The sequence below is a fragment of the Brevundimonas sp. genome (assembly GCF_041648055.1).
Lineage (GTDB): Bacteria > Pseudomonadota > Alphaproteobacteria > Caulobacterales > Caulobacteraceae > Brevundimonas.
Map to the genome: position 1 here is coordinate 20,451 of NZ_JBAZPS010000006.1, position 11,699 is coordinate 32,149.

Annotated in this window: 13 protein-coding genes; 5 read left to right on the plus strand and 8 right to left on the minus strand. The window is 67.0% G+C overall.

All coding sequences use genetic code 11. The annotated features are described in order from the left end of the window. Positions 1-23 precede the first annotated feature (23 nt). The 3 genes from uvrB to WC585_RS12010 form a co-directional block, all read right to left on the minus strand. Positions 24-2,378 (minus strand): excinuclease ABC subunit UvrB, encoded by a 2,355-nt coding sequence (gene uvrB / locus WC585_RS12000; protein WP_373258210.1) that lies wholly within the window; start codon positions 2,376-2,378, stop codon positions 24-26. 83 nt (positions 2,379-2,461) lie between these two features. Next, a complete protein-coding gene (locus WC585_RS12005) occupies positions 2,462-3,475 on the minus strand; it encodes a mechanosensitive ion channel family protein (protein ID WP_373258211.1) in 1,014 nt (337 codons plus the stop codon). A gap of 41 nt (positions 3,476-3,516) precedes the next feature. Beyond that, positions 3,517-4,464, minus strand: coding sequence for a hypothetical protein (locus WC585_RS12010; protein ID WP_373258212.1), 948 nt, complete (start codon positions 4,462-4,464; stop codon positions 3,517-3,519). Between the two features lie 162 nt (positions 4,465-4,626). Between WC585_RS12010 and WC585_RS12015 the strand changes: the two genes are divergently transcribed. The 3 genes from WC585_RS12015 to WC585_RS12025 are packed head-to-tail and all read left to right on the plus strand — an operon-like array spanning position 4,627 to position 6,381. Next, complete coding sequence (locus WC585_RS12015; protein WP_373258213.1) at positions 4,627-5,334, plus strand: hypothetical protein; 708 nt, start codon at positions 4,627-4,629, stop codon at positions 5,332-5,334. Next, the gene (locus tag WC585_RS12020; RefSeq protein ID WP_373258214.1) at positions 5,327-5,560 is read left to right on the plus strand and encodes a helix-turn-helix transcriptional regulator; all 234 of its coding nucleotides are present in this window, start codon (positions 5,327-5,329) and stop codon (positions 5,558-5,560) included. The genes WC585_RS12015 and WC585_RS12020 overlap by 8 nt, the downstream gene beginning before the upstream one ends. Further along, positions 5,557-6,381 (plus strand): sulfite exporter TauE/SafE family protein, encoded by an 825-nt coding sequence (locus WC585_RS12025; RefSeq protein ID WP_373258215.1) that lies wholly within the window; start codon positions 5,557-5,559, stop codon positions 6,379-6,381. The genes WC585_RS12020 and WC585_RS12025 overlap by 4 nt, the downstream gene beginning before the upstream one ends. Here WC585_RS12025 and WC585_RS12030 read toward each other — a convergent pair. Beyond that, positions 6,378-6,923, minus strand: a complete 546-nt coding sequence (locus WC585_RS12030; RefSeq protein ID WP_373258217.1) for a TIGR02281 family clan AA aspartic protease — start codon at positions 6,921-6,923, stop codon at positions 6,378-6,380. The genes WC585_RS12025 and WC585_RS12030 overlap by 4 nt on opposite strands. A gap of 168 nt (positions 6,924-7,091) precedes the next feature. Continuing rightward, positions 7,092-7,301 carry a DUF1289 domain-containing protein gene (locus WC585_RS12035; protein WP_373258218.1) on the minus strand — a complete coding sequence of 70 codons (210 nt, stop codon included), beginning with the start codon at positions 7,299-7,301 and terminating at the stop codon, positions 7,092-7,094. A gap of 164 nt (positions 7,302-7,465) precedes the next feature. Here WC585_RS12035 and WC585_RS12040 point away from each other — a divergent pair, with 164 nt between their 5' ends. Together WC585_RS12040 and WC585_RS12045 are read left to right on the plus strand one after the other, a co-directional pair. After that, a complete protein-coding gene (locus WC585_RS12040; RefSeq protein ID WP_292174107.1) occupies positions 7,466-7,621 on the plus strand; it encodes a hypothetical protein in 156 nt (51 codons plus the stop codon). Positions 7,622-7,800: 179 nt separating this feature from the next. After that, positions 7,801-8,598, plus strand: a complete 798-nt coding sequence (locus WC585_RS12045) for a crotonase/enoyl-CoA hydratase family protein (protein WP_373258219.1) — start codon at positions 7,801-7,803, stop codon at positions 8,596-8,598. A 7-nt stretch (positions 8,599-8,605) separates the two neighbouring features. Here WC585_RS12045 and WC585_RS12050 read toward each other — a convergent pair whose 3' ends face one another. The 3 genes from WC585_RS12050 to WC585_RS12060 are packed head-to-tail and all read right to left on the minus strand — an operon-like array spanning position 8,606 to position 11,566. Then, on the minus strand, positions 8,606-9,619 hold the full coding sequence (locus WC585_RS12050; RefSeq protein WP_373258220.1) for an HlyD family secretion protein: 1,014 nt from the start codon (positions 9,617-9,619) through the stop codon (positions 8,606-8,608). Between the two features lie 22 nt (positions 9,620-9,641). Further along, a complete protein-coding gene (locus WC585_RS12055; RefSeq protein WP_373258221.1) occupies positions 9,642-10,397 on the minus strand; it encodes an ABC transporter ATP-binding protein in 756 nt (251 codons plus the stop codon). Next, entirely contained in the window at positions 10,394-11,566 is a 1,173-nt protein-coding gene (locus WC585_RS12060; protein ID WP_373258222.1) for an ABC transporter permease, read from the minus strand. Before WC585_RS12060 ends, WC585_RS12055 begins: the two co-directional genes overlap by 4 nt. Positions 11,567-11,699: the final 133 nt, after the last annotated feature.

Below are 11,699 nucleotides of genomic sequence, written 5' to 3' on the forward strand. Positions count from 1 at the left end.
GGGCTGACCGGGGGGCTGCTGGCTTACAGCCGCCCTTTGCGGAAGGCCTCGGCGGAGGCGGCGCGGGCGGCGGCGCGGTCGCGCTTGGGGGCCTCGGTGTCCACGGCCTGACCGGCGGGGGTCATGGCGTCGTTGGCGAACTCCAGGTCCATCAGCTTCATGTGCTTGATCTCGTCGCGCAGGCGGGCGGCCTCCTCGAACTCCAGATTGGCGGCGGCATTGCGCATGCGGCCCTCCAGATCCTTGAGCGCGGCCTGGAAGTTGGTGCCGACGAAGGGCTTTGACGCCTCGGCCACGCCGGGGCGGGTCAGCTGGTCGAGGGCGCGGCTCTCATAGGGGCTGGCCATGATCTCGCGGATGTCGCGCTTGACCGACTCCGGCGTGATGCCGTGTTCGGCGTTGTAGGCCTCCTGCTTCTCGCGGCGGCGGTTCGTCTCGGCGATGGCGCGCTCCATCGAGCCGGTCATGCGGTCGGCGTACAGGATCACCCGGCCGTCGACGTTGCGGGCGGCGCGGCCGATGGTCTGGATCAGCGACGTCTCCGAGCGCAGGAAGCCCTCCTTGTCCGCATCCAGGATGGCGACCAGGCCGCACTCGGGGATGTCCAGCCCCTCGCGCAGCAGGTTGATGCCGATCAGGACGTCGAATGAGCCCATGCGCAGGTCGCGCAGGATCTCGATCCGCTCCAGCGTGTCGACGTCGGAGTGCATGTAGCGGACGCGGACCCCCTGTTCGTGCATGTATTCCGTCAGGTCCTCGGCCATCTTCTTGCTCAGGACGGTGACGAGGGAGCGGTAGCCGGCGCGGGCCACGGCCTTCACCTCGTCGATGACGTCGTCGACCTGGTTGCGGGTCTGGCCGGAGACGGGACGGATCTCGACGGGCGGGTCGATCAGGCCGGTGGGACGGATGACCTGTTCGGTGAAGACCCCGCCGGTCTGTTCCATCTCCCACGGGCCGGGGGTGGCGGAGACGAACAGCGTCTGGGGCCGCATGGCGTCCCATTCGTCGAACTTCAGCGGGCGGTTGTCGATGCAGGACGGCAGGCGGAAGCCATACTCGGCCAGGGTCGACTTGCGGCGGTAGTCGCCCCGGTACATGGCGCTGATCTGACCGACGGTGACGTGGCTCTCGTCCACGAACAGCAGGGCGTTGTCGGGGATGTATTCGAAGAAGGTGGGCGGCGGCTCGCCCGGGCTGCGGCCCGTCAGCCAGCGGGAATAGTTCTCGATCCCGGCGCAGGAGCCGGTGGCCTCCATCATCTCCAGATCGAAGCGCACGCGCTGTTCCAGCCGCTGGGCCTCCAGCAGCTTGCCGTTCTCGACCATCCAGTCGAGCGTCTCCTTCAGCTCGGCCTTGATGCCGGTCATGGCCTGGTTCAGCGACGGGCGCGGGGTGACATAGTGGCTGGCGGCATAGACGGTGATCTCGTCCAGCTCGGCGGTCTTCTTGCCGGTCAGGGGGTCGAACTCCTGGATGCTCTCCAGCTCGTCGCCGAACAGCTGGATGCGCCAGGCGCGGTCTTCCATGTGGACGGGGAAGATCTCCAGCACGTCGCCGCGCTTGCGGAACATGCCGCGGTCGAAATTCAGGTCGTTGCGCTTGTACTGCAGCGCGATCAGATCGGCCCGCAGCTTGGCCTCGTCGATCTGGTCCCCGACCTTCAGGGTGAAGGTCATCGCCGTATAGGTCTCGACCGAGCCGATGCCGTAGATGCAGCTGACCGAGGCGACCACGATGACGTCGTCCCGCTCCAGGATCGCCCGCGTTGCCGAGTGGCGCATGCGGTCGATCTGCTCGTTTATGGAGCTGTCCTTCTCGATGTAGGTATCCGACTTCGGGACATAGGCCTCAGGTTGATAGTAGTCGTAGTAGCTGACGAAATACTCGACCGCATTGTCCGGGAAGAAGCTCTTGAACTCGGAATAGAGCTGGGCGGCCAGCGTCTTGTTGTGGGCCAGGATCAGGGCCGGGCGCTGGGTCTGTTCGATGACCTTGGCCATGGTGAAGGTCTTGCCCGAGCCGGTGACACCCAGCAGGACCTGATTGCGCTCGCCGGTCCTGGCCGTCTCGACCAGTTCGGCGATGGCCGAGGGCTGGTCACCGGCGGGGGTGTATTTGGTCTCCAGCCGGAAGGGGATGTGCTTGCGCCCGTCGGGTCGGTCGGGGCGGTGCGGGACCCAGTCGGCAGGCTTGCCCGGAGCCTCCTCCGGCGTCAGGCGCGGGCCGGTGACGGGGGCGAACATGGGAAGCTTGTTCGTGGCCGCCGCCGGATCGAAGATAAAGGGGGCCGAAGCCTCCGCCATGCCTTGCGACGACTGGCCGGGGACGTGGACGGGCTTGGCGGATTTGCCGGGAGGCGGAGCGGAACGGGCCATGAACACCATCTAGGACGCGCGAGGGGTCTGCGCCAGTCAACGCGCGGGGATGCCCGGGGGATGCTGACAGCCGGTGGCAGCAGCTATTCCCGATCGCGCTCGGGCGGTGCCTCGGGCGGTTTGAGCAATTCGGCGGCGGCGTCGTTCTGTGAAGGCTGCGACGGGCGCGACGACGGGGTGCCGGTGTCGGCCTGTTTTGCCAGATGCTGACCCAGCATGGCGGCGATGGCTTCGTCGCCCTCGCGGCCGAACAGGCTGCGGATGCGAAGGTCGGTCTGGGGAAACGGCACCTCGATGCCGGCCTCGTCCAGGGCATCGGCGATCGCCCAGGTATAGGCGGCGTGCATGGCGGCGGGACGTTTGACCGCCTCGGGCGTCGGCCAGACCAGGAGTTCGAAGTCCAGACTGCTTTCGCCGAAGGTGGTCAGCCAGACCTGGCTCTTGCGGGTTTCGGTTTCCGGCAGGGTGAAGGGGCTGGCGCGGGCTGCGGCCAGCACAGCGTCCCGGACCTGGCTGCGGTCGGCCCCATAGGCGACGGAGAAGGGAATGTGGATGCGTCGGGTGTCGCCCTTCAGCGTCCAGTTCGTCACCCTGCCCTCGATCAGGTGAGAGTTGGGGACGATGATGTTGATGTTGTCATTGGTGCGAATGCGGGTAGCGCGCGGTCCGATTTCAGCGATCGCGCCGCGCGCGCCATCCAGTTCGACATAGTCGCCGACCGACACCATCCGGTCGAAGATCAGGAACAGGCCGGAGACGAACTCCTTGACCACCCCCTGCAAGCCCAGGCCCACACCAATGCCAATGGCCCCGGCGAAGACGGCCAGGGAGGACAGGTTCAGACCCGCCGCCGAAAGGGCCATGACGGCCCCGGCGAAGACGATGGCGTAGCCGGCGAGCTTTTCCAGCAGATACAGCGCCTGAGCACTGCGCTCGGCCCGCATGCGGAACCGGCGGATGGATCGGGTCACCACCCATGACAGGGCGACCGCCCCGCCCAGCAGGACGGCGGCGCTGACCAGACCGCCGAACGTCAACGACACCCCCCCGAACTGAATCAGGCGGGCGTCGTCGAGTTCGGCAAGTGTCGGAAGCATGGCCTAACAGCGTTCAGACAGCTGAGCAGTTCCGGTGTGGCCTAGCGACGGATGCGGGCCCGGACTTCCAGTTCGCCGATGCGACGTTCCAGATAGGCACGGTCGTCGGACGACGGCTGGGTGCGGCTGTATGCGGCCTCCAGACGGGTCAGGTCACCGACCTCGACCAGGATGTCTGCCGCCTCTGCGCGGCCCACGCCCGAGCCGTTGGTCGACACGGCGCGTTCGATGGCCGACAGCCGGGTGCGGTTGTCCTGATAGCCACCACTGGACTGGACGTCACCGACGCGGGCGTCCAGCGCGTCCAGACGGCGTTCCAGATCGTCCCGCTCGCGGGCGCTGAGCGAGCCGTCGCGCAGATAGCCGGACTCGACCTGGATCAGGGCCTGATAGTCGTATTTCAGGCGGGTGCCCTCGGTGCGGGTCAGGCGGCGACTGCGCACGGCGGTATCGACGCGGGCCTCGAACTCGACCCGGCCGCCGGAGACGGAGGCATAGCCGTTGTTCGAGCCCCCACCGTAGCCATTGTCGTTGCCATAGCCACCGTCGGCGACCGCTTGGGTCAGGCGGCTGTAGCGATCGTTCAGATCGTTGCGCTCGGCGGCCGTGAAGCGCCCGTCGGAACCGTAGCGGGTCTCCAGCTGGACCAGGGCGTCGTAATCGGTCTTGAGGCGGTCGCCGGCATAGGACGACAGATTGCCCGAACGTACGTCGGCATCGATGCGGCTGTAGAACTGGGTACGCTGGGTGTTCAGCGGACGACGACCGGCGGCCCATTGCGCATCGACGCCCGTGGAGACGCCGAGACGGTCACCGAACAGGGCCCCGAGGATGGCCCCGATCGCTTCCTGCTGCTGCGACGGCTGCTGCTGGGTCTGGGACTGGGTCGAGTTGTAGGGCGTCTGAGCCAGGGCCGCGCCCGAGCTGAGCATCAGGGCCGAGGTGGCCAGGGCCAAAGTACGGATGGAAGAAGTCTTGGTCGTCGTCATCGCAGGGATGTCCCGAGTGGAAGTTGCGGTCGGAACGGCTGCCAACTGTGGAGGTTGCGTCTGCGCGAACACGGTCCGGCGGAAGCCTGAAATAGCCTCTTGACTGATGTAACCCCAAGGTGACATGTAACCCACAGGTGACATCATGTAAGGGGTTGGGCGGTGATGAGGGATCAGGGCGAGGTGAAGCGGGCGTTGAATGACCGGGCGCGTCGGTATGGCTGGGGGCTGGTTCTGACCGCGGTCGGCGTCGTGGCCTGCGTGGCGGGATTCGTCGTCGGGGACGGACGCACCGGTGATGCGGCGACGGCGGCGGGTGTTCTGGCCGGGATCGGGTTTGCCGTCATGGTCGTGGGACTGATTCTGGCGGCCTGGCATCACCCATCGCGGTCGCAACAAATCGGCGAGCGGTCGCAGACGAAACGGGATCGCTTGCAGGCCGAACGGTCGCGGATGCTCTGGACCTTCCCTGTCGTTGGACTGGCGCTGCTGTATGTCGCCTACGAGGCTTCCGGTGATATCCAGGCGGAAGGGCCCAGCCTGATGGCGTGTCTGCGGCTGGGCATGCCGGTGCTTTATGCGTGGCTGGTCGTCCTCATGGTGTTGGGTTGGGACAAGTATTCCATCACCAACAGGCGCTTTCTCGACGATGAACTGACCCAGGTGTTCCGTGCCCAGGCCCTGAAAGCGGCGTTCGTGGTCTTGATGGCATGCACGACCCTTGCGCTGGGGCTCATGGTCTGGCGGGCCGAGGCAGGCATCATGGCCATGATCGTTTCACTGACCGTTTCAGCGGCCACGGCGGGGTTTCGTTTTGCCTGGCTGGATCGCGAGGCCAATCAAGCGGATTCAGCGAGCGACGATGAGTGACCCGCGCCTGGCCTCGCGGCTGAAGGAGGTGCGGACGGCGGCGGGGCTGACACAGGTCGAGCTGGCGGCGCTGGCAGGGGTGTCGCGCAAGACGGTGAATACGGTCGAGAACGGGGTGTTCGTGCCGTCGACGATCCTGGCGCTGTCGCTGGCGCGGGCCCTGGGTACGACGGTGGAGGATCTGTTCTGGCTGGTCGATTCAGGACCGTCTAGACCGCTGGCATGACCGCATTGCCGCTGAACGAGATCCTGATGCTGCTGGCCGCGCTCGTGGCCGCAGGACTGGTCGGGGGACTGATCGCGGGGCTGTTCGGAGTGGGCGGCGGGACGGTGATCGTGCCGGCGCTGTTCTATGCGTTCGAGGTTCTGAGGCTGGGAGGCGAGAGCAATCTGCATGTCGCCATCGGCACGTCCCTGGCGACCATCGTGGCGACCTCCTGGCGGTCGCTGAAGGCGCATCGCGAGCACGGGGCGGTGGACGAGGTCGTGCTGAAGACCTGGACGCCGTGGGTGGCGCTAGGCGGGCTGATCGGAGCCGGCGTGGCGGGGTTCACGTCGATGGAGGGGCTGGCCATCGTTTACGGGGTCTGTCTGGCGCTGATCGCGGCGCAGATGGGGTTGCTGCCCGAGCGGATCGTGCTGAGGCGGGACATGCCGACGGGCTGGGGCCGCCGGGTGACAGCGACGGTCATCGGCGGGCTGTCGGCCATGATGGGGATCGGCGGCGGCAGTTTCGGCGGCCTGACCATGACCCTGTGCGGGCGGCCGATCCATCAGGCGGTGGCGACGGCGTCGGGCTTTGGCCTGGCCATCGGGGCGGCGGCGAGCCTGGGCTTCGTGGTCTTCGGCTGGGATGCGGGCGGACGGCCGCCGCTGTCGCTGGGCTATGTCAACATACCGGCGGCGGTGGTGATGGGGCTGCTGACCACGGCGGTGGCCCCGTATGGCGCGCGGCTGGCGCACCGGCTGAACAAGACGACGCTGAGGCGGGTATTCGCGATCTATCTGCTGCTGACCGCCCTGTCCGTGGTGGTGAAGGCGCTCTAGCTTTTGAGCGTCAGGGTCGTCGGCGTGGCGGTGAAGCTGGACAGGCGGCCCAGATAGCTCATGCCCAGAAGCGAGTGCGGCAGGCCGTTCTCGATCACCAGGGCCTCGACGTCGTTGACGCGCGTGCCGCCGATGCTGACCGAGGCCAGGGTGACGGGCGCGGCGCGGACGCGGCCGGCGGCGGTGATGATGGTGCCGGAGAAATCGGCGGCCGTGACATGCACGCCCAGCCGTTCGGCATCGGCGCGGGTCAGGGCCACCACGCTGGCCCCCGTATCGACCATGACGCGGATGGGGCGGCCGCCGGTGCGGACATTCATGCGCGCCTCGGCCCAGTAGTGGCCGTCTTCGGAGCGGGCGATGCGGGTGTCGGGGCCGGTGGCGGGCGCGGGGGCAGCTGTCGCTACGGCAGAGGCCGTGACGGGCACCACGGCGGCCTGGGCCTGGCCCCGGTCGCCCAGCTGATTGACCCAGAAGGCGGCCGTCAGCGAACAGGCGATCGCCAGGGTCATCACCCCGAGGTTGGACAGGTTCAAACGCATCGGACCGAACACACTCACCAGAACACAACCGCTTCTGCGGCTGTGACACCCTGGCAGGGGGCGGTTGGTATGCGGTGAACGGGCGTGGTGGACGGGGGGTTAAAGCGAGGGGTTAGGTTCTAGGGATAAGGGAGAGACCGCAAGCCGGAACAGGTTCGGCCCTAGAACCTAGCCCCTGAAACCTAGAACCTCCTGCTCGCGCTCAGGCAGCTCCGCCATGATCGCCGCGCGCTCCGCGTCCGTCAGCTCACTCCAGCCCGCGATCTCGGACAGGGTGCGGTAGCAACCCAGGCACAGGCTGGAGGCGCCGTCGACCACGCACACCTGGACACAGGGGGTGGCGATGGAGCGCGGCGGGCCTTGTGGCGACGGGGACACGTTTGATGACATCGGTGCGAAATATGGTCCGGTTGCGGAGCAAAAACCTTGCAATTTGCAGCGCGCCTGCTAGATAGGACGCTGACGCGAAACGACTATGACGGTGAGACCCCCGAAAAGCACGCCGCGTCTCTTTTCATCTTTCATCGAAAGGAGACGCCAAGATGAATAACAAGGAGCGCAACCTCCAGCACGCCATGATGTCCTTCGCCCTGTGGGGTGGGATGCTGGTGAACACGAAGAACACGAACGGCGCAGGCGACCGCGCGGTCAGCCACCCGTCCAACTTCGTGCCCATCAAACTGGACCGCAAGCGCTAGAACAGCGACTGCGGCAGCGAGAAGACCGAGCCCCGGCCCCGCAAGGACCGGGGCTTTTGTTTGGGCGCTATCGCTCGGCTCGCGGAGCCTCGCTGCTTCAGCGCGTGTTTGGGCGCTATCGCTCGGCCCACAGGGCCTCGCGGCTTGAGCGGGGGGAGCGAATGCGGCACAGCGTGACCATGACCCTGATCGCACGCGAACGCCGAGGCCCCCTTGAAATCTGGACCCTGGACCGGGCCGAGCGGCTGAACGCCCTGCCCGATCCGCAGGACGGCGAGGCGTTCGCCAAAGCCTGCGAGACGGTCAATGCGGACCGGAGCGTGTCGTGTGTCATCCTGACCGGTGCGGGCCGGGCGTTCTCGGCGGGCGGCGACCTGACCGCCATGCGGGACCGGCGCGACCTGTTCGGCGGCACCGGCGTCGACATCCGCGAGAACTATCGCCGGGTCGTGCACCGGATCGTGCGATCCCTCTATGGGCTGGAGGTGCCGCTGATCGCGGCGGTGAACGGCCCGGCCATGGGGCTGGGGTGCGACATCGCCGGGTTGGCCGACATCCGCATCGCGTCCGAGGCCGCCAGTTTCGGCGTGCCCTTCCTGAAGCTGGGCATATTGCCGGGCGACGGCGGGACTTGGCTGATGCCGAGGAACGTCGGCTATGCCCGCTCAGCCGAGCTGCTGTTCACGGGCCGGGCGCTGGACGCGAAGACCGCACTGGACTGGGGGCTGGTCAACCGGGTCGTGCCCGCCGACCGCCTGATGGACGAGGCCCTGGCCACGGCGGCGCAGGTGACCGCCCAGGCGCCGCAGGCCCTGCGCATGACCAAGGCCCTACTGCGCCAGGGCCGCGACGCCACCTTCGACCAGATCCTGGAAATGACCGCCGCCATGCAGGCCCTCGCCCATCTGACCGAGGACCACGCCGAGGGCGTCAGCGCCGTGCTGGAGAAGCGGACGGCGACGTTCGAGGGGCGCTGACGGTCAACTACCCCCGGTTCGGCGTCTGCATCGAGCGGTTGGCCGGGACGCCGACGGTGGCGGTGCGTGGGGCACCCGCCGTTTCGCCGGGTTTCATGAACTTGACCAGGACGCGCTGGCCGATCAGCAGGGGGGCGTCGCCGACGGTGACGACGACCTCGACGACGCGTTCGTCGGAGCGTTGCGAGGGGTCGTCGGAGGCCAGCTTGCGAGCCCCGAAGACGGCGGCGCGGCGCAGGACGGTGCCGACATAGACCTTGGTCGTGTCGCCCTCGGGCGTGACCTCGACGGCTTGCCCTGCAGTGATGTTGGGGATGTCGCTCTCGACGATCTCGGCGCGGGCGATGCGCGGGGCGTCGGGCTCCAGATCGAACATGTTGGACACGTTCAGGGTCGAGGCCCCGGCGCCGGGGTTGGCATAGCGGCGCACGATCCGTCCGTTGGCGGGGGCGCGGATGACCGTCAGTTCGACATTATAGGCGGCCTGGTCGCGGCGGGCGCGGGCGGTGTCGACGGCGGCGCGGGCCGAGGCCATGCGGGCCTCGGCCGTGGCGATAGCGTCACGGGCCTGATCCAGGCGCTGGGCGGCGACGAAGTTGGTGGCAACCAGCTGTTGCAGACGATCGAACTCGCGCTGGGCGGTGCGGATGTCGACCTGGATCTGGCGCAGCTGGCTTTCGGCCTGGGCCACGTCAGCGGCGGCGCTTTGGAGGGCCAGGCGGGGCTCGTCCGCTTCCTGGCGGGCGAGGATCTGGCCGGTGACGACGCGGTCGCCCTCCTGGACCAGGACTTCACTGACGATGCCGCCGCGGCGGGCCGCGATCTGGATGATGCCGCCCTCGACATCGACCTTGCCGTTGGCGATGGCCGCATAGGGGCTTTCGACCTTGTTCGCCTCGCGCTCGGCCTCCTCGGCCTTCTTGGCCGTGGCGGCGTTGTTCATGAACATGGCGGCGAGGCCGACCACGACGATCAGCGCGAGGCCAATCCAGGTCCATTTGCTTTTCAGGAAGCCGGGCATTCTTGGAGGTCCTTCAGGGCGTTCAGTGCGACGCGAGCGTAGCGTCGGGATTGGGGATGCGGCGCTGATCGTCGATGATCACGCCGTCTTCGATGTGGATGACCCGGTCGGCCCAGGCTTCGAGGCGCGGGTCGTGGGTGACGCAGATGACCGCCGCGCCATGTTCGGTCGCGGCCCGGCGCAGCAGGCGGATGACCACCTGGCCATTCTCGCCGTCCAGGGCCGAGGTCGGTTCGTCGGCGAACAGGATCTTGGGGTCCTTGGCCAGGGCGCGGGCGATGGCGACACGCTGTTTCTCGCCGCCGGACAGGGCCGAGGGGCGCTGGTGCAGGCGATGACCCAGGCCGACCTCTTCCAGCGCCAGGGTGGCACGCTTGCGGGCGGCGTCGGGCGACAGGCCCTGATATTTCAGCACCGTCGTGACCTGGGTCAGGGCGCTGAGGGCCGGGAACAGGTTGAAGCCCTGGAAGATGAAGCCGCAGTGATCCAGGCGGAACTTGTCGATCCGGCCGGACGACAGCTTCCACATGTCGTCGACGTCCAGCGCGTCCACCCGCCCGGCCTCGGGGCGCAGCAGGCCGGACAAAGCGGCGATCAGGGTGGATTTGCCGGAACCCGACGGGCCCATGACCATGGTCAGATCGCCGTGGCGGGCGTCGAAATCCACGCCCTTCAGCACCTCGACAAAGGACTTGCCGGACTTGAACCGCTTGACCAGGCCGGTGGCCTCGATGGCAGCGGAGCCATGACGGCCATGCAGTTTCGTATGGCCGGTCATCGCAGCAGGTCCGCAGGTTGGCTTTTCTTGAGGATGCCCATCGACAGCAGGCCCGATCCCATGGCGATCAGGATCAGACCGCCACCGACAATGATCAGCAGAATCGGCGGCAGCGCGATGATGACGGCATTGGCCGCCGCCAGCAGCGACAGGAGCCAGGTCAGGAAAATGGCAGCCCCGACGCCAACGACACCCACCAAGAAGCTCAACTCCAGCACGATCCAGCGAAGGGAGCCCATGCCGACACCGAGTGCGCGAAGAGAGGCGAACTCCTTGATGTTGGCCATGATGGCACCGCGCAGGGTCTGCCAGGTGATGGCCACGCCGATGATGATGCCCAGCACGACGCAGCCGCCGATGATGATCAGAAGGATACCCTCCTCGAACATGGCCCCGGCGTTCGCGTCGGCCAGTTCCTGCCGGGTCCAGGCCTTCCACTGGCCGTCACCCTGAGCGTTCAGTTGGTCGGCGACGAAGCGGGCCTGGGTGGGGTCGCTGAGCTTGACCATCAGAGGGCCTACGCGCGGGCCTGTGTCGGCCTGCCCGACCATCCGCAAGGTGTCGCGGGACACGACGATCGCTGGCTGCATCATGCTGGGATAGCCACGAAGGATACCGACCACGGTAACGGTCTGGCCGTTGTACAACGCCTTCTCGCCCAGCTTCACGCCCAGCTTGGGCAGAGTGGTTTCGTCGATGGCGACCGTGAATGGCTGGCGCAGCGCTTCGACGATCTCTGGCGAATAATCCGTCGGAATGGTCACGGCGTTCGGCGTGGTATCGATGATTTGCGTCTGGACGTAGTTCATCTTGGCCGCGCCCATCTTGGCGCGATCGGCCTGGCTAAGCGTCGGGTCCACGTCCTTGATGGATTGAAAGCTGCCGCCAGCCATGTCGAAGGGCTGAACCTCCTCCACGGCGGGATTGTTGTAGACCTGCGGAATATAGCGACGAGGCAGGCCGGAGGGTCCGCCGAACAGGCTGGTCGCTCCCGGCTGCATAATGATGATGTCCGCAGACGATCTTTCGATCTGGGCCGTGAAGCCCTTGCCGATACCGATGAAGACGCCGGTCATGGCCAGAACCAGCAGCCCCGACAACGCCAGCGCCATCACGGCGGCCATGTAGCGGCGCCATTCGAAGAGCAGGGTGGATTGAGCAAGAGTCATGAAAACCGACGAACCCCCAAGGTTGTCCGTTATCTGACGCCGGTATGTGTTCCGGCCAAGTTAAATCGGGGTAAGGCGCCGCACCCGCTTCGGAAACAGGCTGTGGACGCAGGCGCGGCTTCGGGTCTAGTTA

What these genes read in the sequence shown, in the direction of transcription:
- uvrB (WP_373258210.1), bottom strand. Translation starts at nt 2,378, where the DNA reads ATGGCCCGTTCCGCTCCGCCTCCCGGCAAATCCGCCAAGCCCGTCCAC.
- WC585_RS12005 (WP_373258211.1), bottom strand. Translation starts at nt 3,475, where the DNA reads ATGCTTCCGACACTTGCCGAACTCGACGACGCCCGCCTGATTCAGTTC.
- WC585_RS12010 (WP_373258212.1), bottom strand. Translation starts at nt 4,464, where the DNA reads ATGACGACGACCAAGACTTCTTCCATCCGTACTTTGGCCCTGGCCACC.
- WC585_RS12020 (WP_373258214.1), top strand. Translation starts at nt 5,327, where the DNA reads ATGAGTGACCCGCGCCTGGCCTCGCGGCTGAAGGAGGTGCGGACGGCG.
- WC585_RS12025 (WP_373258215.1), top strand. Translation starts at nt 5,557, where the DNA reads ATGACCGCATTGCCGCTGAACGAGATCCTGATGCTGCTGGCCGCGCTC.
- WC585_RS12030 (WP_373258217.1), bottom strand. Translation starts at nt 6,923, where the DNA reads ATGCGTTTGAACCTGTCCAACCTCGGGGTGATGACCCTGGCGATCGCC.
- WC585_RS12040 (WP_292174107.1), top strand. Translation starts at nt 7,466, where the DNA reads ATGAATAACAAGGAGCGCAACCTCCAGCACGCCATGATGTCCTTCGCC.
- WC585_RS12045 (WP_373258219.1), top strand. Translation starts at nt 7,801, where the DNA reads ATGACCCTGATCGCACGCGAACGCCGAGGCCCCCTTGAAATCTGGACC.
- WC585_RS12050 (WP_373258220.1), bottom strand. Translation starts at nt 9,619, where the DNA reads ATGCCCGGCTTCCTGAAAAGCAAATGGACCTGGATTGGCCTCGCGCTG.
- WC585_RS12055 (WP_373258221.1), bottom strand. Translation starts at nt 10,397, where the DNA reads ATGACCGGCCATACGAAACTGCATGGCCGTCATGGCTCCGCTGCCATC.
- WC585_RS12060 (WP_373258222.1), bottom strand. Translation starts at nt 11,566, where the DNA reads ATGACTCTTGCTCAATCCACCCTGCTCTTCGAATGGCGCCGCTACATG.